Source organism: Photorhabdus kleinii (assembly GCF_025384885.1).
GTDB lineage: Bacteria > Pseudomonadota > Gammaproteobacteria > Enterobacterales > Enterobacteriaceae > Photorhabdus > Photorhabdus kayaii.
The window spans coordinates 23,068-48,764 of record NZ_JAJAFY010000011.1; the positions used below are offsets into that span (position 1 = coordinate 23,068).

The following is a 25,697-nucleotide window of genomic DNA, read 5'->3' on the forward strand; positions in this document are numbered from 1 at the left end:
CCTGCCAGAATTTCAAGTAATTTACTATGATTACAAAGGTAAGGATCACAAAGATAAGGATCGTAAAAACAAGCCAGTCATGATGAATTTCATTCGAAAAATTTGAAGCTAAAAATAACTATATTCTATAATTAATTCTTATAATTATATGGAGCCTGCTAAATGGAAAACTATGTTCGCCCTGTTTTAACGTTACCGGATAATGCGGAACGATTATTATTGCACTCTTGTTGTGCGCCTTGTTCTGGTGAAGTGATGGAAGCGCTACATGCCTCTGGAATTGATTACACCGTTTTTTTCTATAATCCGAATATTCATCCAAAACGGGAATATTTAATTCGCAAAGAAGAGAACATTCGCTTTGCGGAGCAACACAATGTGCCATTTGTGGATGCGGATTATGACAGCGATAACTGGTTTGAACGCGCTAAAGGTATGGAATGGGAGCCAGAAAGAGGGGTTCGTTGCACCATGTGCTTTGATATGCGTTTTGAGCGTACTGCTTTATATGCTTATGAAAATAATTTCAGCGTTATTTCAAGCTCGTTGGGCATTTCCCGTTGGAAAAACATGCAGCAGATAAATGATTGTGGAAAACGAGCGGCAAGTCAGTATCCGGGAATTCAATACTGGGATTACAACTGGCGTAAGCAAGGTGGTTCAGCCCGGATGATTGAAATTAGTAAACGGGAAAGATTTTATCAGCAGGAATATTGTGGTTGTATCTATTCATTGCGTGATACGAATAAACACCGTAAATCTCAGGCGCGGGATATTATCAGGATTGGTGTTAAATATTATGGTGATGAAGATACCGAAGGCACTTGTTAAGCTTTTCACTTTAATACGTTGAGGGGGGGATTTCCCCCCTGAATTTACAGTTTATGACGCTGTCAAACTTGTGTCATAACTATTGCTGCGTGTAGTGGCTTCATGCTGGAAAACTCAGTGAGTCTTCTTGGCTTCTTTGCTTGCTGCCTTTTGGTGTGAGTGTTGTTTAGGTGTGGTTTTACCCGATTTCTTCTCTGCTTTGGTATTTGCTGTATGGGAAGCAGTCACTTTGGTATCCGAAGATTGGGTTACCGGTGTGCTAGGTGCAGCCAATACTGCGCCAGAGAATAACAGTGATAATACAGTTATAGATAAGCCTAAACGTGTCATGATAATTTTCCTGTGTTTTAACTTTGTTTCACTTGCTGGAATACATTTTGAGCGACTAAGTAAGCTACGTGCTATTCCAGATCTGTCTTAACGCCCAGTGAGTATACGAGCTTGATCATTAATTAGGCAAATTTAAGATAATACCTTTTTATAGGTTTTTATAATTTGTTGAAGAATCGTTGAAGTTTTTGGGCATAATTTGCTTGATAACAGAGAGCGTTTATTTAAAGCAATGGGTTCTCTATTAACATGTATACTCCGGGTTTTGCGTGTTGCTGGTGGTTCACTGTTCATTCATAAGCAGGTTTGCACAAGCTGTAATTAACTATTATTGCGAATCTGCTTGTACACTATTTATAGCTTATAGGAACTCATGATGTTCTTAATGAAAATGAAATAAGCGTAATTTATTTATATTTTTGGTGAGGTAATTTATTTGTTTAATTTCAATAATATTAATTAAAATAATCTTCCTAAGACTCGGGATATATATTGGGTGTAGATTGGAAACTGTATTTAGTAATAATCTGAATTCAATTGCAGAAGGAAATAATTATCTCTAAAGCGTTACGCCTGTAGTAATTAATTAACATAAATATAATCTGGTGGAATTATCATATAATAATATTTTTTTATTTAGATAGATTAGAGAGAAATATTATTACAACTAATTTCTAGGTCTTTTGTGGACAACGGAGAAAACTACACTATTATGAAATTGGTGCATTGAAATAATTAATGCTAATATAACCGATTAGTAACTACATCACAGTCTATAATAACAGACTGAACATATTAACGCTCTATTAGGGAAAAACTTATACCGTTCATGATGAAAAGGCAATGAAGTGTCATTATAACTCATTGACTGTAATCGGAAAAGTAATGTTAACCAAGTGGAGATAGATATATGTCTAAATACAAATTAAACCGATATTTATTAGCGAGTTGTGTATTGTGTTTTTTCATATCAGGAAATGTTATTGCCGCCAATCCTAAAATATCTGCATATTATCTGAGTGGGCCTGCTGCGCAGGTTGATACTAAAGAATATTATGCCAGTCTTGATAACTTTAAAAAATTAAGTAGAGATATTTCTAAGAATAAGAGTAACTTTAATACGTTGGTATTGTCTTTTGTCCAGCCTGGTTTTATTAACTATGAAAAAAACAGTCTGAAATGTTCAGGATTGTTTGGTTATATCTGTACTTCTGGTCAAAGTATTAGCACGAAAGAAGCTGAAAATGCCAGGGCTGATTTTGTGGCATTAAAAGGTGTTATCGCTGATTTAAAATCTCATGGAGTGAGTACTTATATTGCTGTAGGTGGATGGAACTTTAGTTGTTATCCGAAAATTTATGATATAACCGCGGGCAAAAAAGATGCCTGTGGTAATGAACCCGGTGCGGTTTATGATATCTTTCCTAATCCCCTGACCAAAATTCCTCGATTTGACAGTACTATTACGGGTAAAGCAGCAGATAAGGCATATAAAAATATTGTCAATTTGGCGGCTGACTTGGGGGTAGTGGGAATTGATGTTGATTATGAAGAATTCTGGCACGCTGATATTAATGCAAAAAGCTGGAAATTAACGCCTGACTCAATCAAGGTTCCTCCTAATAACAGTGAAACCCTTATTACATCAACTTTAATAGCAAAGGGACTAGGCAGTTATGTTTATGATGCGTCAATGAATATTGTTCCTGGCGCAGAGAAAATTCCCCGCGCAATGCCGGCAACCGTGGATAAATTCGCTGCTATTTTAAAGTCTTTTTATACTTCAATTAATGCAGTTAAACCATCACTTAAGCTAAGTACCGCAGGTCCTGCAACGGGAGGTATCCCGAATATGTCCGCTAACTGGGGAACTAATGCGAGGAATAGTGATATTTATGGTGGTGCTTGGTGGGGAGGCAATCTCTATGGTTTGATTTACAATACCGCGCTGAGTTACCCCAATCTGATCAATCGACTCAGTTATATTGGTGTAATGACCTATGATTTAAGTGAAAAAGATTGTGGATTTATTGGGGGAGGTGAAACATATATTCCTTGTGACCTTCCTGGGCAGGTTAAGTATTATTATGGTCAATATATTAACTGGCTTAAATCAGGCAATGAAGTTGTTACCTTCCATGTCAAACTAAAAGGGGCGCGTAACTACGCTCAGGCATCAATTCAACCGCAAAAATTATTGGTTTTGCCGCCTATTACGGTTGGGTTTGAAGTTGGTAAACCCGCAACCGGTAATTTACCGCTTACGAAGAGCGCTCTTAACAGCATATTAGATGGTACGATCAAATATGGTAAAACGGGCCTTATAATGTGGGATCTATTTAAGAATGAACGTTATGACGGTAGTGACTGGAAAGATGAGTGGGCGACACCTAATGATCTTTTGTCTACGGCTTGCAAAAAAATAGGGCTGACAGGAGAGCATTATAATTGCGATAGCTCTGTTCCGACACCTGATCCTGTTCCGGCTTTTACCAAGAAAGAACATTGACGTTAATATTTAACGGAAATGCTGAATCTTCATAATTGATTAGATATTGCCCCGCAATATACTGCGGGGCAACGGATAAAATTATGTGTTTCTTGATGCTGTATCGTTTTCATCCTCGCTGACAATAAACCACGGAGTGTACAGTTTTTCTCGCAAATATTTCTTAGCGGTGATGACCTTGTATTCCCGTCCCAATGGATCATAAAGATGGGTATCGGCAAACAGATCATCGCGGGCGCTGTCATCACTGACATAGCGCCAGTCATTCAGAAAATAGGGTTGATAAGTACGCACCGGTTGGCCTTTGTCGTCATATTCTGTACGACCGGAAACGGCCCATCGGGTGTCTGTAGCGGCACTGACCAGAACGCCATTTGCATCCACAACCAGTCCGCCGTCCTCTTTACGTTGCCAGGCATCACCGGGTTCATGGCGAACTGAACTCTGGAGTAACCGGCCAAAACCATCACTAAAACTCACCGTCTGTTGGTGCTGTTGTTGAGGATCGTTATCGTAGCGGTCAGTGGTGATCCCCAGTACATGTGGAGGTAAACGGGGAATACTTGCCAATAGCGAGATGAGTTGAATCGTTAGGTTCTGATGGACTATTCCCCGTTTCCCGCCTAGCGCACACACTTTCCCATCTTCGGTAACCATATGAGCGGCACGCAGTTGCGCCCATAGCGCTTCTGCTTCTTCTGGTGACTGAGAAAGCTGAGACAAAGATAACAGCGGCATCCAGCTATCAACGGCATAGACTAAACATTGGGCAATGGGGAGTACTCCTGTTAACGCTAGCGCTTTATCTACGGAGTCCGGTGGTGTAAAGGGCTGGTTGGAGTAGCCTGTGGTCTGCCCTGCCTCCGTACCCCAGAACCGGCTGGTGGTCACGCGACCTAGTGCATCCAATGTCACAATATGTTGATTATCATTAATATCTATCAGTTGTACTGGCGTAAGGAAACGATAATCGTAACGGGCTTGCGTCGTTAATCCAGCGGCGTCCTGAGTCTGAATTATTACACAACGATGGGTATCCCAAGTCAGTGTGGTTTTCCCTGTCAGCAACGAGTTACGCTGAGTTTGAGGCCGCCAGAACTGTGTGGCATCACCGTAATCGGTATAGCCTTGCCGTGCCACCCATACCGGGCTTTCTGATCCAGTATTAAATAACCGCGCGACTTGCTGATAACCGGCCTGTATCAGTGTGGTATGCAACGCCTGTTCTTCAATCACGCCCTCATACGCCTGTAATGAGGTATCATCCATCATGGCGGTTTCTTGGAACGCGACCAGTGCTTGTAACGTGGGCTTTTCTAGAGTGACTTCCGCTTGACCGGCGGTGTAAAACGTCTGTTGTTGCCCCAGATAAACGGCCGCTTTTTCATCTGCTAGCAGGCCATCGGCTTTCAGCAAGACTTCAAGAGAGATCCCTTCGGCCGGAATTTTGGTCCGGTCGTAAGTATAAACATCACGGCGTTGTGCATTTGGTAAACCTAATCGCCAGTTTTCTCCGTCAGTCAGGTGATGCCAGCTATTTTTTTGCCTCACCAGACGTAATTGTTGTTGCTGTTCATCATAGCTACTGTCGAATAGTGTTTCCGGCAGGGTTGGCGGGTAGGGGTTTTCTGCCGGTTTTTCGCGGCGAGGCCAGGCAATATCGACACTTTGCAGTGATTGACCAAAGATATCGTGTTGCAGCCAGATACTTTGGCTGAGCTGTGGATCACTGATGATACGTTCATAGTGGTAGCTGCGATTTTCAATGGCGGTAATCCAGGCAGATAATTCGGTTTCTTTCTCTACGGGAATAGAGCGTACCTGATAGCGTGATTCACTGACGGTATAAGGCACCGTTTGATTATCCGTTCCGTCTAGGCCATAGAGCTCGGTGCGTAGCAGTTGGCCTTTAAGTGCCCGCGTTAGCCAGTTACGTTGTGTCTCATTGGGGGTGAATGCTTGATCTGTCTGGTTAGTGTTGTCCCAGATGGTATAACGGGTTTCAAATCCGCTATAAGCTTGGGTGTCTGCCTGCCAATATTCTGTGGCTAATTGGCTGTCTACTTCATCTATCCCGGTGGCGAACCAGCTAATACTCAGTGACGGTGCCGCTTGTTCGGGGGCGGTGCCGTGAGAAAATGTTGTGGTATCTGTCTGTTTGATACAACCAAATCCTCTGAATTCCCGCTCTTTACCATCCCAGACACCGTGGCGGTAACTGACTTCACTGGTGAGCCGGTTACCGCTGATTTCATCCTGAATTTCGGTATACCACAGCAGATGCATTGGAAACGGCAGGTAACAGGCCGGGGATTTGCCTGCTTTGGTGAGTTGTAATTTCTCATCCAACCAGAATTGCGCGGAGCTACGATAATGTAGAGTATGATGTGCGCCCCGGTTATTGTTCATCACATTTAGCAACCAAGGTTTGGTTAGCGACAAATCACAACGCCAGTGATGTGGCGCCATATGTGGCACTGTCAGGATCAGACTGGCTATCCCTAATCCCTGAATATCGGCGACTTGGAGTTGGCAAGTGTTGTCAAATTGTACGCCTTCTGGCAAAGCTAACGTCAGCGGGGCATCAAACTGATTACCACTTTGGTTGAGATAAATGAGCAAAGAGCTGGATTGCGCATAGATAATGTCAGTGGTGCCGGAGCCGTCGATATCCGCCAAAAATAGCCGTTCGGGATTGAAGCTAGTTTCGGGCTGGCTAAATCCTGGCAGGGTCAGTGGTTGACCGAAACGGCCATGTCCCAGATTCGGCCAACAGGTAACACGATTAGCTCTAATTTCCACCAGATGTTGTTGACCGGAACCGAGCATATCGCTGAAAGCCACCAGTTTGCGGGCGTCGGTTCCAGTAACGGGCAGAGTGATACCTGTGGATTGTGGGACATCTTGTCCTTTACGCCAGCCGTTTCGCTGGTTGGCGTACAGACGCACGCTTTTCGGCCCGATTAACACTAAATCGGATAAGCCTGCCCCGGTAAGGTCAGCGAATTGGACGCTTGGATGAAAATATTCCACGGGCAAGGCATTGATTGGCGTAAAGTGCGTCCATTTTCCATCGGGTTGCTGGCTATGGTATCCGCGAATACCGGAGGCGGTGACTACCCAATCCAGTTGGCCGTCTCCGTTGATATCCATCAATGAGGCATTATCCTGCAAACTGGGTAGGGTAGGCAGTGGGGCGATTTTGCCGTAAGTGATGGCATTACTGTCTCCGTCTTCCTGACGTTGCGGCGCTTTATACCACCAAGCGCCGCGCTCTTGGTACAGCATACCCGGCAACCCTTCTCCCCGCAGATCAACCAATTGATAACGTTGCTGCGAGTTAAAATTATCTAATGCATCAAAACGTTGCCATGTTGGCATCTTCTCTAGGTCGAACCGCTGCCAGGCTAATTCTAAAGGTGGCAGGGTGATTGGGCTGCCGTCCTGTTCGTGACTCAATTGGCGGGCGGCAATCAATGTAGTGACGCTGGCATCTCTATCGTAGTCCAGTATTAGGCGTCCAACCAGTTCCGGGGCGTCATGGGTACCGGCTTCTCCGGCCATTAGCGCGGTACGGTGAAACATCAGTACTTGTTGACATAAGCGGCGAGTACGCACTTCAAAACCGTATTCATAGCGAGAGAAGATATCCCGGCGTACAGGCCATTGTGCTGTACCTGCATCCCATTTCGGCACGGTATGAAGTGAAGTATCGCGTTCACCGTGGTCAAAGACCAGATGAAACAGCCACTCTTCCGGTGTCGGAGGTGTGTTATCCAGTACGAACAGGCTGGCTTGTGGTTTGATGTTACCGTAGTTCACCTGTACCAGATAGCGCTGTGCGGTTGCATTGGGATGAGCGGTTTTTTCATTGTCGTCACAATCGGCTTCATCTTCGGCCCGGTATTGATAGCTGACATGTTCACCGGTTGGTGTCACGGTTTCTTCCAGCAACCACTGGGCGATTTGTTGATCATTTTGCGGGTTTGCCAGACAAGCCTGTGCGGTTTTCCCTAAGATGTGCAGTTGGCCGTCCGGTGACGATATCAGCCAGAAAGCTCGCCTTTCTTGACCGGAAGTAGGTTGCCAATATTCGATTCTGCTGAAATCTTGGATCTGGCGGGCTTGATAGCGAGTCACGGTATAGGAGATTGGCAAGGTCACGCCTTGCAGCGTCTTAACGCCTTGACGGATATCTGGCTGCCCTTGGTCATTCATGGCAATATTCATGACTTCGCCTTGTGGGGATAAGAACGTGTCGTCATTACCGTATTGTGGAATGCCATGTTGGGTGCGTCGGCTAATAGTCATGACGCCACATTGCCAGCCGATACCGAAAGGCCCGTTACCTGCACTGCTGCTGTAAATCAGCGATAATCTAGGCGCAGTCCCTCTGCCGGTCGAAAGGGGCAATGGCAGAGATAGAGTGGTCATTCCATCAGGGCCGGCAGCACTTAGCGCTTCTCCCATACCATTGATAGCACCGCCACCTTTGGGAAGTGATAGCGTTGTAATCGATACTTCTGGTGAATCCTGCATAAAGTACTCCTTACAACAGGCCCCTAATAGGGAGAGACCTGTGATCGACAAAGAAAAAAAATTTATGCGTCTCGAATGATGTAATTCAGATGCACAATGATGTCACTCAGATTGGCAACTAGCGCGTTTTGATAACCAGCGTCAAGCAGGGGCTGTTCAGATATACCTGATAAAAATGATATTTTACTTTGCATAACAGTCACCATTACATGGCTTAGAATTAGAACATCTTGGAAGGTTAGTTTCGAAAATCGAGCTAGCTTTCTTGGTGTGACAATTCATAAATATTCCTTTTGTTTCTGTTTGTTTATTGCTGGTTCAATTCAGGTAATACAGAGATAAACAAAACGACCAGTATGAGAAATTTCATCCAAGGTGCTGATAGCAAAAGTGTTATAAAAATGAAAAATAATTTATGATGATAGGCTAGTTCATCATCTATCTTAGGTATTTAGAATCATTTTCACTATTTGGTAAGAGTTGTTAACTGATGGAGGCATGACTTTATAGCGTGAAAGCTTATTATGTTAAGCTTAATTTTTATTAATGTAGGAATAAAAAATTAATTTAATCATAGCGGTAAAGAAACCCCGTAACAGTTTCAGCCTGAAAATAATCAGACTTGAATTGATCGGGGCATTTCTGGTCTTTTGCCGGGTGACGGCTCCTCGTCCTATCGGCATAGGTATCTACACAACTTTCGTCAAAAATGGTATTGATATTCAGTATGCTTTCAATTTTTCTATCGTCAGAACAGATAAATAACGGATAGCTTCATGTTCATTGATACCCACTGCCATTTTGATTTCCCTCCGTTTCGTGATGATGAACAGCAGAGCCTGCAACGAGCGGTACAGATTGGCGTGGATAGAATTATTGTCCCCGCTATTAGTAGTGCAAATTTGCAACAGGTATCTGAATTGGCTTGTTCTTATCCTGAGATTTATGCTGCATTGGGTTTGCATCCTCTTTATATCGATCAACATCAGGAAGCGCATCTTGCGGATCTGGAACAATTTCTAAAACAGAAACACGAAAAGTTGGTGGCGGTTGGGGAGATTGGGCTCGATCTCTATATGACTGAACCCCAATTTGAAAAACAGAAAGCGCTATTATGCGCTCAATTGCGGTTAGCAAAACAGTATGAATTACCGGTTATCCTTCATTCCCGAAAAAGCCATGATCAACTGGCAGCGATCCTAAGAAGAATCAACCTTCCCCGTACCGGTGTAGTACACGGATTTGCGGGTAGCTTATCGCAGGCGGAGGCTTTTATCAGTTTGGGATATTACCTTGGGGTAGGGGGAACCATTACTTATGAAAGAGCGCAGAAAACACGTCGCGTAATGGCTGAACTCCCGTTAACGTCTCTGGTGCTGGAAACCGATGCTCCGGATATGCCACTTTTCGGTTTTCAGGGAGAACCTAACCGGCCGGAAAAAATTGCCGGAGTGTTTGCTTCGTTATGTGAGCTTCGTCGCGAAGCTCCAGATGAGATTGCTAACCAACTTTATCATAACAGTATTGAGTTATTTGGATTAGCTATATGATTTACAAAGTGATTTTAACTACTATTGGCAAAGATGCAGTTAACTGAAACTGGATAAATCGATGATGGATTAAGATGCAAAGCTCCAAGGGTATAATATTTGCAATTAATTTTCGTTGAAAAAATCCTTTATAAATTCATCCGTATCAATTAAATCACCTTTAATTTCGCTCGATAGTTTGCTCAAAAAGTCCACCAAATATTGGGCATTCAATTGTGCGATCTTCTTACCCTCTGTGGTATTCATTTTTTCGGGCAGTTTAAATAACTTTGTCTGAAAGTGATCGATTGCATAAGATTTGTCATCCAAGGGGCGATTAAGTGCAAAGGGATCATCATGCTGAAAAAGTCCCTGACCGAGCATACCTGCTATATAAAATACTCTGGCGAGTCCAATGGCTCCTAATGCATCCAATCGGTCTGCGTCTTGGAGTATTTTAGCTTCTATTGTTTCTGGGGGTAAGGCTGCGCTATAGCTGTGGGTTATAATTGCGTGTTTTACCGCATCATAAAGTTCTTTTGGGAACTCTGGAAATTCAATAGATAGAATTTTTACAGCTTCCTGTGCTGCAAGTTTTGAGGACTGTTTTTTTTCTGGATGATTCTTTGGTAATGACACGATGTCATGTAAGTAACTTGAGGCAATGATAACTAAAGGATCACCTCCTTCTTTCTCCATGATTCTTTTCGCGTTATTTGCAACACGGATCAGATGACCAATATCATGAGCGTTATCATTAGAGTTTGCGAGTCGATGTTTTAAAAATTCTCTCAAACGTTCTTCTAGAATATTCGTTTTCATTATTTTCATTTACTTAAAGGTATAATAGGTCTTCTGTTCCCTGTCTTGACTTTAATAATAATAATTCTTGTCCATTTTGTATAGTTGAAATGCAGTAGAAAAATAACTAAATATTAGTATTTAGGACGTTAACGGAAATTTATTAACCGTTACAGGTTGGATACTATGGAGTTAATTGTTTTTGCACAATTGTTTGATTGTTACTCAGGAGTAAATTGTTATCTCCATAGAGGAATTACTCGTAATTTAGACATAGGCTTATTTTCTTAGATTTATTTTTGAAACATTGCTTCTCTGCTTATCTATAGATGTAAATATATATGACAGAGTTGTTGCCTGCGGATCATAAGCACCACACTTTAATTGCATTTACCTGATAATTATTTCTTAATTGTTGATTATTTTGCCATTCCGATATTAGATTATCTGTTGCAGATTATTTTTGTAATTTGTGTGATTTACATCACATTTATCATTTTTTTATTGCTTTTTTCAGTAGATATTTGTGATGTCAATAGCTTGTTCATTCCGATGACTGAGTATAATCAGCGCCGACTCAGCGTCAGTGAGCGATTTACGTTCAACTGACATATTTAATTTATTATTAAGTGAACAGGGATTCTTCCAATGCAACTCTTTATGAGCCTGGTCGGGATGGTAGTGCTGATCTTGATCGCAGTACTCTTTTCCAGTAATTATCGTGCTATTAAACTTCGTACTGTCCTTGGTGCCTTTTTGATTCAGATCGCTATCGGTGCTTTCGTACTTTATGTTCCCGCAGGTAAGAAAATATTAATGGGTATGTCTGAGGGAGTTTCTAGTGTTATCCAGTACGGTCAGCAAGGAATGGATTTTATTTTTGGTGGATTAGTTTCCCCCAAAATGTTTGAACTGTTTGGCGGCGGGGGATTTGTTTTCGCCCTGCGTGTACTGCCTATTATTGTTTTCTTCTCTTCATTGATTGCTGTGTTGTACTACATTGGTGTTATGCAGCTAGTTATCAAAGTATTGGGTGGTGGCCTGCAAAAAATTCTCGGAACTTCACGTACGGAATCTTTGTCTGCGACAGCGAATATTTTCGTAGGCCAAACTGAGGCGCCACTGGTTGTTCGCCCTTATATTGCTACCATGACTCAATCTGAACTGTTTGCGGTAATGTGTGGTGGTCTGGCATCCGTTGCGGGTTCGGTATTGGCCGGTTATGCATCAATGGGCGTACCTTTGGAATATCTGATTGCGGCTTCCTTTATGGCGGCGCCAGGTGGCCTGTTGTTCGCGAAATTGATGGTGCCTGAAACTGAAAAGCCACATGACACTGTTGATGCAATGTCACTGGTCGCTGAAGAGGAACGTCCTGCTAACATCATTGATGCAGCCGCCTCTGGTGCCGCTTCTGGTATGCAATTAGCGTTGAACGTCGGTGCAATGTTATTGGCGTTTGTTGCCCTTATTGCATTGTTAAATGGTATTCTCGGTGGAATCGGTGGTTGGTTTAATTATCCACAACTTTCTCTTGAACTGGTGTTGGGTTGGGTCTTCGCGCCAATTGCTTACCTGATTGGTATTCCGTGGAATGAAGCAACGGTAGCAGGTTCTTTCATCGGTCAAAAAATAGTTGTGAACGAATTTGTTGCCTTTATGAACTTCGGCGCTTATTTGAAACCGGATGATGTAGTTACGGCTGCTGGCTTGCAGGTTCTGTCAGATCATACTAAAGCAATTATCTCCTTCGCATTGTGTGGTTTCGCTAACCTTTCTTCCGTTGCTATCCTGCTAGGTGGTCTGGGCGGTATGGCACCGAACCGCCGCGGAGATGTTGCTCGTTTGGGGATGAAAGCCATTATCGCGGGCACACTATCCAACTTAATGAGTGCAACTATCGCAGGCTTCTTCCTGGCTCTGTAACGTTGTTGAAATTAGGCAGGTGGGATAATCCCGCCTGCAATCTATTTTCCTGCCGGTTTATCTTTAATTCGTGGTGAAAAAGCAGCGTCTTCCATACTTCTTGTTTACTAGACGTGAGTTATATTTTTTGTCGTGTATTATTTGATGATAAGCAAGTTGGATTTGCCGGTAAATCCCATGATAAATATAGTTTTATGTGATAAAAATCACATTTGAAATTATTATCTTGCAAATTACATGTAATTAGTGTGATTTTTGGCACAATTTTTTGAACGTTGAAATGTTCAAATATAAGATATGCCAAATTTCAAGGATCAAGGCGTGGCTCGCATTAAGGACCATAAGCCGAAGAGAGCATAGTGCGGTGAAAAGGAATTCAATTGTCGCTGTAGGCATATCATCGCGGCATCTTTAAGGATCAAGTCCGCTCGCCAACAAACAATCGTTTAACAGCATGTGTGGCTCTAGCAGAAGCTAGCCGCGATAATAACGTTGGAGAGTTTTATGACCGATTTAACCGCAGCAGCGCAACGTGCGCTGAGTTTGATGGATTTAACGACACTCAATGATAATGATACAGATGAAAAAGTGACGGCACTTTGTCATCAGGCGAAAAGCTCGGCAGGTAATACTGCGGCTATCTGTATCTACCCTCGTTTTATTCCTCTGGCGCGTAAAGTGTTACGTGAACAGGGCACGCCTGAAATCCGTATTGCAACAGTGACAAACTTCCCACACGGCAATGACGATATTGATATCGCTTTAGCTGAAACCCGTGCTGCTATCGCTTATGGCGCTGATGAGGTCGATGTGGTTTTCCCATACCGTGCATTGATGGCCGGTAATGAACAAGTCGGTTTTGACATGGTAAAAGCGTGTAAAGCCGCCTGTGCAGTAGCGGATGTGCTACTAAAAGTTATTATTGAAACCGGTGAACTGAAAGAGGCATCTCTGATTCGTAAGGCATCTGAAATTTCAATCAACGCAGGTGCTGATTTTATCAAAACGTCTACAGGTAAAGTGCCGGTTAATGCCACACTGGCAAGTGCTGAAATCATGATGAAGGTGATTCATGAGATGGGTGTGGGTGAAACGGTTGGTTTCAAACCGGCTGGTGGCGTGCGTACCGCTGAAGAGGCTGCACAATATCTGGCATTAGCTGATCATATCATGGGTGACAAATGGGCTGATGCCCGTCATTTTCGTTTTGGAGCTTCCAGTTTGTTAGGCAGTTTGCTAAGCACTCTGGGGCATCAGAATCAAGAGCAAAGCAGCAATTATTGATAATCGAGTACCGTATCAATCAGTGCGTAGCCGCTGAATCTTTGCCGATTTTAATCATGATTAGGAGAATGCTTTGCTTCTGACACAGGAAATTATCCGTAAAAAGCGTGATGGGCATCTACTGAATGAAGAAGAGATCCGCTTCTTCGTTAATGGCGTACGTGACAATACCGTTTCCGAGGGACAAATTGCTGCGCTGGCGATGGCTATCCACTTCCAGGACATGGTAATGGAAGAACGTGTCGCCCTGACATTGGCTATGCGTGACTCCGGGACAGTGTTGAATTGGCAAAGCCTGAATTTGAACGGCCCGATTGTGGATAAGCATTCAACCGGTGGGGTTGGTGATGTGACTTCGCTAATGCTTGGTCCGATGGTGGCGGCCTGTGGCGGCTATGTGCCGATGATTTCCGGCCGTGGTTTAGGTCATACCGGCGGGACGCTGGACAAGTTGGAAGCGATTCCAGGGTTTGATATTTTTCCTGATGAGCGGCGTTTTCGTGACATTATTCAGGATGTTGGTGTGGCGATTATCGGTCAGACCCATTCGCTGGCGCCGGCAGACAAACGCTTCTATGCAACTCGCGATATTACCGCGACGGTGGATTCTATTCCCTTGATTACCGCCTCTATCCTTGGCAAAAAACTGGCTGAGGGTTTGGACGCACTGGTAATGGATGTCAAAGTGGGTTCTGGTGCGTTTATGTCAACGTATGAAGCGTCGCAGCAACTGGCGGAATCGATTGTTAGCGTGGCTAATGGCGTGGGTTGTAAAACTACCGCGTTGTTGACGGATATGAATCAGGTTCTGGCATCCAGTGCGGGTAATGCGCTTGAAGTTCGTGAAGCTGTTCGCTTTCTGACGGGGGAAAAGCGCAATCCACGTTTACTCGAAGTTACAATGGCACTGTGTGTTGAAATGCTGGTATCCGGCCATTTGGCAACAGACCGTGAAGATGCACGCAATAGACTCCAGTCTGTCTTAGATAACGGTAAAGCAGCCGAAATTTTTGGTCGCATGGTCGCTGCACAACAAGGTCCGACGGATTTTGTTGAGCGTTATGACAGTTACTTGCCAACGGCTGTTTTCAGCAAACCCATATTGGCTGAACAGCATGGATTTATTACGCATATGGATACCCGTGCTATAGGGATGTCTGTAGTTTCCCTTGGGGGAGGGCGCCGTAAGGCAACAGATCGCATTGATTATAGTGTGGGGCTGAGCAATATCGTTGCTCTGGGCTCAGAAGTTAATGTAGGTACACCCTTAGCTATTATTCATGCCAACAATGAGAATGAATGGCAGGAAGTGGCAAAGGCAGTACGTAAAGCTATCGTTCTGGGTACAGAAGCCAAACCAGCCGCACCGATGGTTTATCGCCAACTTGGCGAATAATAACCATACTTATTATTAGATAATGGTGGCATTTTCGCATTGTTATACCCTATGGATTTCAAGATGCATCGCGACGGCAAGGGAGTGAATCCCCGGGAGCATAGCAAACTATGTAACCGGGGTGAGCGAGTGCAGCCAACAAAGAGGCAGCTTGAAAGATAACGGGTATAGTGTGATTTGACGCAGGAGAAAATTTATGAAACGAACATTCATCATGGTATTGGATTCTTTTGGCATTGGCGCCAGTGAAGATGCCGAAAAATTTGGTGATAAAGGATCTAACACCTTGGGGCACATTGCTGAAGCATGTGCCCGTGGTGATGCTGATGTCGGTCGCAAAGGGCCTCTGTATTTGCCGAACTTAAGCCGTTTAGGTTTGGGGAAAGCGACTGAGGAGTCCTGTGGAACTTTCCCTGTCGGTTTGGATAAAGACGCGGACATTATGGGTGCTTACGCTTACGCCAGTGAACTCTCTTCCGGTAAAGATACACCGTCAGGTCACTGGGAAATTGCCGGTGTCCCGGTGCTGTTTGACTGGGGTTACTTCAAAGATGAAGAGAACAGCTTTCCGCAGGCATTGTTGGATAAACTGGTAGAACGCGCAAATCTGCCAGGTTATCTCGGTAACTGCCACTCTTCTGGTACGGTTATTCTGGATAAGTTGGGTGAAGAACATATGAAAACGGGTAAACCGATTTTCTATACCTCTGCTGACTCGGTATTCCAGATCGCTTGCCACGAAGAGACTTTCGGTTTAGATCGCCTGTATGAACTGTGTGAAATCGCCCGTGAAGAGTTGACTGATGGCGGTTACAACATTGGCCGGGTTATTGCGCGCCCATTTGTTGGAGACAAGGCGGGTAATTTCCAGCGTACCGGTAATCGTCATGACTTAGCTGTAAAGCCGCCTGCTCCTACCATGCTGAAAAAATTAGTCGATGAGAAAAATGGCGAAGTCATTTCTATCGGTAAAATTGCCGATATCTATGCAAACGTCGGCATTACGCAAAAAGTAAAAGCGACCGGCATTGATGCATTGTTTGATGCAACGCTGGTGGAAATGGAAAAAGCGGGTGACAACACCATCGTATTCACTAACTTTGTCGATTTCGACTCTTCTTATGGTCATCGTCGTGATGTTCCGGGTTATGCGGCGGCATTGGAACTGTTTGACCGTCGTCTGCCTGAAATGCTGAAACGGGTGAAAGATGATGACATTTTAATCCTGACCGCCGACCACGGTTGTGATCCAACGTGGTCTGGTACTGACCACACTCGTGAGCACATTCCGGTGCTGATTTATGGACCAAAAGTACAACCTGGTTCATTGGGGCATCGTGAAACTTTTGCTGATATTGGACAGACAGTCGCTGAATATTTTGAACTGTCGCCAATGGAATATGGCAAATCAATGCTCTGAACCTACTTACTGGCTGCTTTTGGGCAGCCATGTATGACTAAAATAACCATTAAATAAAAAAATAAGGAATTTAATTATGGCCACGCCTCATATTAATGCTGAGATAGGTGATTTTGCAGACGTTGTTCTGATGCCTGGCGATCCATTACGTGCGAAATATATTGCTGAAACTTTTCTGGAAAATGTGCGGCAGGTAAACGATGTACGCGGTATGTTGGGGTTTACCGGTACTTATAAAGGCCGCCCGATTTCTGTGATGGGGCATGGTATGGGTATCCCATCCTGCTCTATCTATGCGAAAGAGCTGATCACTGATTTTGGCGCTAAAGTCCTTATCCGTGTAGGTTCCTGTGGTTCAGTACGTCAAGATGTTCAATTGCGTGACGTAATTATTGGCATGGGGGCATGTACTGATTCCAAGGTTAACCGTATACGTTTTAAAGATCACGATTTTGCGGCGATTGCTGATTTCGATCTGGTCCGTAACGCTGTTGATGCTGCTAAAGCAAAAAACATCAATGTACGTGTAGGTAACATCTTCTCGGTTGAGCTGTTCTATACACCCGATCCACAACTGTTCGATGTAATGGAGCAATATGGCATTCTGGGCGTAGAAATGGAAGCTGCGGGTTTTTACGGTGTTGCGGCTGAATATGGCGCAAAAGCGCTGACTATCTGTACTGTCTCTGACCACATTCGTACTCATGAAAAACTGACTGCCGAGGAACGCCAGACGACTTTCAATGAAATGATTGAAATCGCATTGGAATCCGTTCTGTTGGGTGATAAATAATTCTGGTTCTACATTTACTTTTGATTGCATAAAAAGAGCCGCTTTTTATTTAAATGCCAGCCAGTTGAAAAAATTGGCTGGCATAGCTCTTTTATTGCGCGGCTTTTTCCAACGCCTGAGCTAAATCAGCGATGAGATCTTCGGTATCCTCTATACCCACAGAAATACGTACCAACTGTGGTGTGATCCCAGAAGCAAGGCGTTTTTCTAATGGGATAGACGCGTGAGTCATACTAAATGGTTGGCTGATCAGACTCTCCACCCCGCCCAGACTTTCTGCCAGTGTAAATAGTTTTAGCTCTTGAATTAACCGGCGGGCATAATCATCATCACCTTTTAAGTGAACAGAAATCATACCGCCAAAGCCCTTCATTTGACGTTTTGCTAGTTCATGCTGTGGATGGGAAGCGAGGCCGGGATAGAAGACGGTTTTGATCTGAGGCTGTTGCTCCAGCCAATGTGCGATCTTTGATGCACTGTCAATGTGGCGTTGCATACGCAGGGCAAGTGTCCGCATTCCGCGCAGCACCAGGAAACTACTAAATGGATCGAGTACACCACCTATAGAGTTTTGCAGAAAACCCAGTTTTTCTGCTAGTTCTGCATTTTTTCCGACCACTGCCAGCCCGGCGATCACATCAGAGTGGCCGTTTAAATATTTAGTAGCGGAGTGCACGACGACATCAAATCCCAGATCAAGTGGGCGCTGGAGATACGGTGAGGCGAAAGTGTTATCTGCCACACTAATAATACTGTGGCGTTGCGCTATTTGTGCGATAGCCGTCAGATCGGCCAGTTTCAGCAAGGGATTGGTGGGGGTTTCCACCCAAATCATTTTTGTGTCGGGACGAATAGCGGCTTCAAGGCCGGCAATGTCATTGGCTTCCACATAAGTGACACGTAAACCGGCAGTGCGGCTACGTACTTTTTCGAGTAGCCGATAGGTGCCACCGTACAGATCATCGACTGCCACCAAATGGCTATCCTTATCCAAAAGTTCTAGCACCGTAGAACTGGCAGCCAGCCCCGAACTAAAAGCGTAGCCTCGGCTACCGTTTTCCAGTTCGGCTATCGCGCTTTCCAGAGCATCACGTGTCGGATTGCCACTGCGGGAATATTCATAACCAGAGTGCTGGCCGGGGGCTGATTGGGCGTAAGTTGATGTTGCATAAATTGCCGGCATTACCGCGCCAGTGTGATCCGGAGTGTAGCCAGCGTGAACAGTTTTAGTATCAAACTTGGTCATAGAGTTATTCCTAAAAATCAATTAAGTTGCTGACGCCATGCGTTCAGCACATCTGTGCGAGTTACCAGCCCAAGAAAGCGGCCATTATCGACGATCAGCGCCACATGTCCGGCGTCGAAAGTTGCCATCAATTGTTGCAGAGAAGCGTTTTTATCCAGCGTTTTCACCTGATGAGTCATGGCGTGGCTAACGGGCAGGCTGAAATTATGTGGATCAGCCTGCACGGTGTGCATCAAATCCCACTCGTCGATAATGCCAACGACTTGTTCTCCTTTCAGCACCGGTAATTGAGAAATCTCATACAAACGCATTCTGGTATGCGCGGTTTTCAACGTATCTTCTGGCGATATAAAAACCGTAGCGCCATCCTGATAGCGGTAAGTAATATAATCGCTGAGATCGTGCTGTTGCACACGCGATTTGAATCCCTGTTCCAGCATCCAATAATCGTTAAACATTTTTGACAGATACTTGTTTCCACTGTCACATGCTAGCGTAACCACACGTTTGGGAGTGGTTTGCGCACGGCAATAGCGCAGTGCAGCGGCGAGCAAAGTTCCGCTGGAAGAGCCCGCCAGAACACCTTCCTTTAGCAACAGATCACGGGCACTGGAAAAAGCCTCTGCATCACTGACACGGTATGCGTGGTGCACTCGACTAAAATCGCCCAGAGGAGGGATAAAATCTTCGCCGATGCCTTCTACCTGCCAGCTTCCGGCTTCGCCATATTTGCCGTGTTCAATATAGTCCACCAGAATAGAACCATTTGGATCTGCCAGAACAAACTCCGTTTCCGGCGAAACTTGAGCAAAATAGTGGCTCAAGCCGCCAAGCGTACCGCCTGACCCGACACCGAGCACCACTGCATCGACATTGTGGTCCATTTGTTGCCAGATTTCCGGTCCGGTAGAGGTAGTGTGTGCTGCTGAATTAGCGGGATTATTGAACTGATCGATATAATAAGCACCGGGAATCTCCTGCGCCAGACGTAGGGCATAGTCTTGATAATACTCTGGATGACCTTTACTGACATCAGAACGGGTAAGACGTACATCGGTACCCAGTGCACGCAGATGAAACACCTTTTCCCGGCTCATCTTATCTGGAACGACCAGAATCAATTTATAGCCTTTCAAGGCGGCGACTAGTGCCAATCCGATGCCGGTATTACCCGCCGTAGCTTCAATAATCGTACCACCAGATTGAAGCAATCCCTGTTCTTCCGCCTGTTCGATCATGGAAAGAGCGACGCGATCTTTAATAGAGCCACCGGGATTTTGATTCTCCAGCTTAATAAATAATTGACATTGACCGGTATTCAGATGCGTTAACTCCAGCAACGGGGTATTGCCAATCATATTGAGAACAGAGCGTGATGTGGTCATATCATCTCCAGATAATCCGTTGTATTCAGATAGTTATGGAGGATAACTCTGTATATGTATTTGTTTGAAAGAATGAATAGCAACCATATATAGCCAAAAGGAATATATTAGTTTTGTTTTAGATGTGAAGAAGTATAGACGTTTAGATTTCCTGATTTATTAAAGTGTGAAGTAAATAAAATCATTTAATTTACTGTCAGGAGCTAATCGGAATAAAAACGATGATTTTTGGAATAATAAAGTGGTTCACTTTTCAGACCGTTGACAAATCCCGTTATTTTCAATGAGGTTTGTTAACGGTCTGAGTTGCTTCAAAACTCTGTTAACTTTCATCTAATGTAGGAGTACCCCGACGATCTGAAAAATGCTATTTACACGGGAATTCTTCACCTAAAGCCCTTATTGATAACACGGCAAGACGCGTATTCTGACTAATTTCTTCTTTATGCTTAATAGCGTAATCATCACATACTCTCCATATGTTGTTCCTTCCACAAAAAATCTTAGCTTAATCACCGGTTGTTTGCCTCATTGTCTATTACTGTTTCAGATATTCCTTTAGTCATATAGTATTCATCTGTCAGTTCACCATTTATAAATAGTGAGCTAGTTCTGATGCCAGAAAAAATAAAACCTGATGACAAATACAGCTTTATTGCCAATGTGTTTTTTATTGCAACGGTTAATTCAAGTCTACTAATTCCATTTTTCCGTGACCAATCTTGCGCTTTGTTGAGTAGGGTTCTTGCTATGCCTTTATTTCTATATTCTTTTTTTACTCCAAGAACAATAGAACCCAGATGCCTGTTCCTATTGAACACTCCTCTAGATATAACAATAAATCCAATAATGTTTTTGCTATCTTCGCATATTAACATTTGCCTGTCTTTTCCGAATCCTTTTATTATATCCGTCTGTTCTTCAACACTTGTTTTTCTTTCTTCCGGTTCAAGCAACATAAATTCCGATGTGTTATCCAAATCATTAAAAAAAACAATAAGATTGTTTGCATCTTCTACGTTAACTTCTCTAAAAATAAAGATTTCTTTTTCCATAGCGAGTACCATATTAATGAAATTAGCGTATACAGTATATTACTGCATACAAAAGTCAATAAGATTTCGAATGATGTCGGGCTAATTAATGTAGAGGTGACCACAAGTACGGTGATAATGGGAATCACCTTAAGATATACAGATTTTGAATTTGGTGATTTGCTCCTTATTCTGTTAATAATAGATACGGCAATCAAGTCAAAGAATATGACTAATGCACAAGTTATTATATCTATTGTTTCTGTTAGCGTATTGAATACCATCAAACTGATTAATGGTGAGAAGGTTGAAAAGATAATAAGGTAAAATAAATTGGTACCTATCGCTATATTTAAAAAATTGTTCTCATCACTTCTGTAATTTGAAGCCAATGAAATAACAGCAGAAAAGCCCGTAACAAATAGGTAATTCATAACCCCCATGTAAACAAATAATTTTGATAATTCTATGTTTGAAATTAATGTCGATACAAACCTTATTAAAATAGACATCAATATCACTAATGATGTAGATGTTAAAGCCTCATTTATTCCTATATTCACAATATCCTTAATGTAAGGTAAGTCAACTTTTTTCCATTTTATAAATTTTATTAATGGGATTGAAGATGAGATGGCCATGTATGCCCTTGAGATACTGATAGCAAGAGCAATAGAAAATATTAAATCACCAGTAAATAAGTATAATGCAATCATGGCGAATACATTTGTTAATATACTGAATGAGTTGACTTTTACCATGTACCTTTCTTGTTTTGTAGACTCTAGAATTGCGCAGTTAACAGAATATATACATAATGGTATAATTCCGATTGATAGTATCAATGCTATTTTTTTTGTTACTGTATGGTCACTGTAATAATGTATTGATATCACAGATATTAGAGTTATTAATAAGCCTATTATCGTCCCTGTTATTAAAAGCCAAGTGTAGTTTTTGTAAATGTAGTTTTTATTTTTAATGTCTGATTTTATATTAATGCCGATGAAAAAGGTACATGAAGCAACAACAAATATCTGAATCAACTGTGATGATAGTAAAAAAAATCCGGCATCGTCTGTAGACAATTGATATATTAGTGCGGTAATAATAAGTTGCATTGCCATGTTTAACATTCTACTCTTAAACATTGTTATTGATGGCAATATAATACCCTTGTCAAATATATATAATTTCTTTTCTTCTATCATGAGATCCATCATCCATAATATCAATCTTAGCTATGTATAATTTTCTTGCAATTGACGCTTTTTTTGACTTTTTTGCTATAAACTTATATCCTTCTTTAATCTTGGAATATATTATTATCTCTTCTTTATCGCTTTTATCAAAATAAGTCCATTGGCTTGCTGAGAAGATTAATAAATCATTAATCATCTCATCTGTAAGATGCTTTTTACTTTCATGTCTGAAAGATAAAAAGTATACAAATATTCTCCAGTCGAGATGATATTTCCTTTTGTTTGCCCAACGTATAAATTCTTCTACTTCTTCAAAAGAAACTTCAGCTTTAGATCTGCTCAGAGGGGTGTTTAGTACATTAGTTATGTTATAGATCATGAGTTTAGATAGAGAGTCTGATTTGTTTTTTGGTAGTTCTGATGCGGATTCTCCAGTTACAACATAAGAGTAACAATTTCTATTGTCTGCATAATTCGATGTCATTAATCCAGTCTCCTAATACAAAATTATCATCTCTTTCAACTGATAGTGATGTAAGGTTGTCCTTACTTTCTGTTCCCAATTTATTAAAATACTCTAATGAAAGATTAGATATTCTATCTGCATGAGTGTCAACCAAGAAACTAGGGCGTAATGATGTTTCTGCATAACCACCAATGTGAAGATGGTTCATTTCTATATCAAGCCATTCTTCAAATGGGGTTCCCGTGTTTTCTTGTGCAATCACAGCATTTGATATATCAAACAAAAGTCCATTGCCGCATTTTTTTGTCATTTCTTTAAAAAAATCTGGTTGTAGCCTAGCGTTTTCATCAAGTATTGAAGGGAAGTTTTCTAAATAAATTTTTTCGCCAATTATATCTTGCCAAAGGCTTACTGAATCGAAGTATTTATCTTTTTCAGAAGAGTAATCTACTTCACCCATTGTTGGTAAAGGATAGCTATTATGATAAAAAACACCAACATGATCAGATATATATATGGGATTTAGTTCTTTTTGGAGTACTCTTATTCTTTTCCCTATACTCTCTAAATCTTGTTTGCTTCTGTGCATATATTTAGAGTTCATGATATGAAACGCTATCGGTAATCCTTTGCTTATGTCAAGTATTGAGTCAGGAGAGCACTGCAAAAAGTTATCTATTAATATCTCTATGAAGTCGACCTTTCTTAGTGATATTATTTCCTTTAGAATGCTTAGTTCTCTATTTCCAAACCAATTGGTTCCTATTTGCATGATTCACCTATTCACAAAACTTTCGAATGATTTTAAATAATGAACTGAATTTATAGTTTCATCTTCCTCTTCTTTTGTTAGGCATAAGTTTACTTCACTTCCTTCTATACTTAATATCCAACTAGATATAAGTGACTCAATGTTTTCCGACTTAGCGATTTCAATTTCCTTCCTGTTTTTTATGGCTGCTAGCAGAGTTCTTGATAGGTATGATTTCGCATAATCATTCATGTTGGTATTTGAGGGTTTACTTGTTTCTTTATTTTTTAATAATATTGAATTCAGCTTTTCAAAGTCATTATTATAACCAGATAAGTTCTTTAACCAAGAATTTTCTGTGTGCTCAATATTTATATAGCAACTTTCTTTGATTAATTTGCTGGAAATTATTTTCTCAAAAGAATCCCAAACAATATGATGAACTCTCTCTGAATGTCCATCATGAAATGTCCCATCCTTTCCCTCAATTATTCCTGATAGATGAATCTCGACTACATTATCCCAATCTATCATTCCAATAAATATAAGAGGATCAACTTTTGCATTTACTGAATTGATGATTAGATGAGCCAGGTCAACTATTTGTTTATACCCGTCATCTTTCAAGCTGCCTCTTTGTTGGCTGCACTCGCTCACCCCGGTTACATAGTTTGCTATGCTCCCGGGGATTCACTCCTTTGCCGTCGCGATGCATCTTGAAATCCATAGGGTATAGAATTACTTTCTTTACTTATGTAATTCGCGCTCATTATCGCGTTAGAGATCTCACTTGGTTCACCAGAGTAAAAGTTTGAATTTTCTATCCATGTATCTATCTGATATGTTTGAGAAACCATTTTTAAGAAATTTATAGCATTTCTTTCTTTCCTCTTGCTTCTTTCATAATGGGGAGTAAAACCATACTTACCAATGTTATCCTTTCTACTTCCACACAAATGAAAACCAATGCTAATTGTTTTTTCCGTATTGATTATTCGTGGCATAATGTTATTAATATAGTTACAGCCTGATTGCATATCTTCTGTTATTGCACTTCTGGCGATGTGAAGAGAGAATTTTCCATTGTATCTTTCGAATGGAGTTCTTTTTTCTGCAACTGATAAAATATTGTATGCAGTAATCCCTAATTCTATCATCGATACTTTACTCGGTATGTGTATTTCACCGCTAAGAAAATTAGGATTAAAACCACATGCTATTCTCATGCCCGCCTCCTTATGTAGAACATGGCCAACCAAATTGGTTAGCCATACGCTAATATTTTTATTTATTGTATGAACCGCAGGTCATTTCTTTATCTTCAACTTCAACTTCAACAGATGTTTTCTTTTGCATGTTTATATCCTCGATTTAATTTTAAAAATGACTTTTCATAAAGTAACCTCAATATATAATTTATAATATTTACAATGTCTTTTTATTTTCTTTTTAATTGTGATTTATATCACAATAAATGTTAATGATATGTTATGATCAGGTTATTGACAAAGTTTTGGTTTTTCACCCCGCAATTTGCTTTAATTAAGCTCCGTTCAATAAACCGGGCTTGCCACCATGTTAAGAACACCACCCTCTCCAGACTTTCCCACCAGAAACGCTCTTGTTTGATGAGCTGGTCCTTAAAAATCATTTGGTCCGTCAAGTCGATGCCGTCATTGATTTCTAATTTATCCGCGAATTAGTAGTCCCATTGTATTGCCACAATAATGGCTGACCGGCTATCGATCCAGTTATGTTGCTCAAGATGATGTTACTGGACTATTTTTATTTGGTATTTCCAGTGAACGCCGTCTGGTACAGGAAATTCAGGTTAATGTGGCTTACCGCTGGTTTCTGCGCCTCGGACTGACAGAGAAGGTCTCTGATGCCTCAACCCTGAGTTAGAAATGTCGTCGTCGTTTCAGTCACAGCGAGGTCTTCCGGCAAATTTTTTACAACATTGTTGAGTAAGCGATCGCCAAAAGATTGGTCGGTGGACGGGTACTCTGTACTGACAGCACCCGTTTGAAAACCAGTATCAATCTGCACAAATCAAGGAACGAACAGCGAGCTGTGCCCCCCTGTGCCTATTAAAGCAGTATCATGGGCACCATTAGGCCCGTTTTTGTGGGTTGCTGAAAGTGAAAATACAATGCCTTTTGGTGGCAACAGTTCAAAATATCAAGCAGATAGAGTTGCTGATTTTCATCTGTGGATGGGGGAATATTTAGTGTAGCAGGGTCCAAAATGGCATC

The 25,697-nt window shown here is 42.0% G+C and carries 21 protein-coding genes and 1 pseudogene; 9 read left to right on the plus strand and 13 right to left on the minus strand.

The genetic code is table 11. The features are described 5' to 3' along the window. Positions 1-162 precede the first annotated feature (162 nt). Entirely contained in the window at positions 163-831 is a 669-nt protein-coding gene (locus tag LG003_RS08260; protein WP_049584551.1) for an epoxyqueuosine reductase QueH, read from the plus strand. Positions 832-945: 114 nt separating this feature from the next. Here the strand turns inward: LG003_RS08260 and LG003_RS08265 are convergent, their stop codons facing one another. Further along, on the minus strand, positions 946-1,161 hold the full coding sequence (locus LG003_RS08265; protein ID WP_112879082.1) for a hypothetical protein: 216 nt from the start codon (positions 1,159-1,161) through the stop codon (positions 946-948). 910 nt (positions 1,162-2,071) lie between these two features. On the opposite strand from LG003_RS08265, the gene LG003_RS08270 reads away from it, so the two are divergent. Next, positions 2,072-3,670 (plus strand): toxin, encoded by a 1,599-nt coding sequence (locus LG003_RS08270; protein ID WP_112879081.1) that lies wholly within the window; start codon positions 2,072-2,074, stop codon positions 3,668-3,670. Between the two features lie 81 nt (positions 3,671-3,751). Here the strand turns inward: LG003_RS08270 and tcaC are convergent, their stop codons facing one another. Next, complete coding sequence (gene tcaC, locus LG003_RS08275) at positions 3,752-8,209, minus strand: insecticidal toxin complex protein TcaC (RefSeq protein WP_262980509.1); 4,458 nt, start codon at positions 8,207-8,209, stop codon at positions 3,752-3,754. A 62-nt stretch (positions 8,210-8,271) separates the two neighbouring features. Further along, positions 8,272-8,403 carry a hypothetical protein gene (locus tag LG003_RS08280; RefSeq protein WP_255566991.1) on the minus strand — a complete coding sequence of 44 codons (132 nt, stop codon included), beginning with the start codon at positions 8,401-8,403 and terminating at the stop codon, positions 8,272-8,274. Between the two features lie 582 nt (positions 8,404-8,985). Here LG003_RS08280 and LG003_RS08285 point away from each other — a divergent pair. After that, positions 8,986-9,759 carry a TatD family hydrolase gene (locus LG003_RS08285; protein WP_262980510.1) on the plus strand — a complete coding sequence of 258 codons (774 nt, stop codon included), beginning with the start codon at positions 8,986-8,988 and terminating at the stop codon, positions 9,757-9,759. Between the two features lie 105 nt (positions 9,760-9,864). On the opposite strand, the gene LG003_RS08290 is transcribed toward LG003_RS08285, so the two are convergent. Continuing rightward, positions 9,865-10,560 (minus strand): phosphohydrolase, encoded by a 696-nt coding sequence (locus tag LG003_RS08290; protein ID WP_112879098.1) that lies wholly within the window; start codon positions 10,558-10,560, stop codon positions 9,865-9,867. Positions 10,561-11,199: 639 nt separating this feature from the next. Here LG003_RS08290 and LG003_RS08295 point away from each other — a divergent pair. From LG003_RS08295 to deoD, 5 genes are all read left to right on the plus strand, one after another. Beyond that, positions 11,200-12,465, plus strand: a complete 1,266-nt coding sequence (locus LG003_RS08295; RefSeq protein ID WP_192881044.1) for a NupC/NupG family nucleoside CNT transporter — start codon at positions 11,200-11,202, stop codon at positions 12,463-12,465. A gap of 504 nt (positions 12,466-12,969) precedes the next feature. Further along, a complete protein-coding gene (gene deoC, locus LG003_RS08300) occupies positions 12,970-13,749 on the plus strand; it encodes a deoxyribose-phosphate aldolase (protein WP_112879077.1) in 780 nt (259 codons plus the stop codon). A 73-nt stretch (positions 13,750-13,822) separates the two neighbouring features. Continuing rightward, entirely contained in the window at positions 13,823-15,145 is a 1,323-nt protein-coding gene (gene deoA / locus LG003_RS08305) for a thymidine phosphorylase (RefSeq protein ID WP_262980511.1), read from the plus strand. Positions 15,146-15,341: 196 nt separating this feature from the next. After that, positions 15,342-16,565, plus strand: a complete 1,224-nt coding sequence (gene deoB / locus LG003_RS08310) for a phosphopentomutase (RefSeq protein WP_262980512.1) — start codon at positions 15,342-15,344, stop codon at positions 16,563-16,565. 76 nt (positions 16,566-16,641) lie between these two features. Further along, the gene (deoD, locus tag LG003_RS08315) at positions 16,642-17,358 is read left to right on the plus strand and encodes a purine-nucleoside phosphorylase (protein ID WP_262980513.1); all 717 of its coding nucleotides are present in this window, start codon (positions 16,642-16,644) and stop codon (positions 17,356-17,358) included. 91 nt (positions 17,359-17,449) lie between these two features. Here deoD and LG003_RS08320 read toward each other — a convergent pair whose 3' ends face one another. The 9 genes from LG003_RS08320 to movA all read right to left on the minus strand — a co-directional run bounded on the left by LG003_RS08320 (position 17,450) and on the right by movA (position 24,798). Further along, positions 17,450-18,604, minus strand: coding sequence for a trans-sulfuration enzyme family protein (locus LG003_RS08320; protein ID WP_262980514.1), 1,155 nt, complete (start codon positions 18,602-18,604; stop codon positions 17,450-17,452). 17 nt (positions 18,605-18,621) lie between these two features. Then, a complete protein-coding gene (locus LG003_RS08325) occupies positions 18,622-19,989 on the minus strand; it encodes a cystathionine beta-synthase (protein WP_262980515.1) in 1,368 nt (455 codons plus the stop codon). 512 nt (positions 19,990-20,501) lie between these two features. Further along, positions 20,502-21,044 carry a GNAT family N-acetyltransferase gene (locus LG003_RS08330; protein WP_262980516.1) on the minus strand — a complete coding sequence of 181 codons (543 nt, stop codon included), beginning with the start codon at positions 21,042-21,044 and terminating at the stop codon, positions 20,502-20,504. After that, the gene (locus LG003_RS08335; protein ID WP_262980517.1) at positions 21,005-22,234 is read right to left on the minus strand and encodes a hypothetical protein; all 1,230 of its coding nucleotides are present in this window, start codon (positions 22,232-22,234) and stop codon (positions 21,005-21,007) included. The genes LG003_RS08330 and LG003_RS08335 overlap by 40 nt, the downstream gene beginning before the upstream one ends. Next, complete coding sequence (locus LG003_RS08340; protein WP_112879069.1) at positions 22,203-22,709, minus strand: hypothetical protein; 507 nt, start codon at positions 22,707-22,709, stop codon at positions 22,203-22,205. The genes LG003_RS08335 and LG003_RS08340 overlap by 32 nt, the downstream gene beginning before the upstream one ends. After that, complete coding sequence (locus tag LG003_RS08345) at positions 22,684-23,463, minus strand: multinuclear nonheme iron-dependent oxidase (RefSeq protein ID WP_262980518.1); 780 nt, start codon at positions 23,461-23,463, stop codon at positions 22,684-22,686. Before LG003_RS08345 ends, LG003_RS08340 begins: the two co-directional genes overlap by 26 nt. Positions 23,464-23,466: 3 nt before the next feature. Then, on the minus strand, positions 23,467-24,069 hold the full coding sequence (locus LG003_RS08350) for a multinuclear nonheme iron-dependent oxidase (protein WP_262980519.1): 603 nt from the start codon (positions 24,067-24,069) through the stop codon (positions 23,467-23,469). A 47-nt stretch (positions 24,070-24,116) separates the two neighbouring features. After that, complete coding sequence (locus LG003_RS08355) at positions 24,117-24,668, minus strand: hypothetical protein (protein WP_262980520.1); 552 nt, start codon at positions 24,666-24,668, stop codon at positions 24,117-24,119. Positions 24,669-24,726: 58 nt separating this feature from the next. Continuing rightward, positions 24,727-24,798 carry a methanobactin-like peptide MovA gene (gene movA / locus LG003_RS23615; protein ID WP_449301333.1) on the minus strand — a complete coding sequence of 24 codons (72 nt, stop codon included), beginning with the start codon at positions 24,796-24,798 and terminating at the stop codon, positions 24,727-24,729. Between the two features lie 219 nt (positions 24,799-25,017). On the opposite strand from movA, the pseudogene LG003_RS08360 reads away from it, so the two are divergent. Further along, positions 25,018-25,533 (plus strand): annotated as a pseudogene (locus LG003_RS08360) (transposase); the annotation flags it as partial. Between the last annotated feature and the right edge of the window lie 164 nt (positions 25,534-25,697).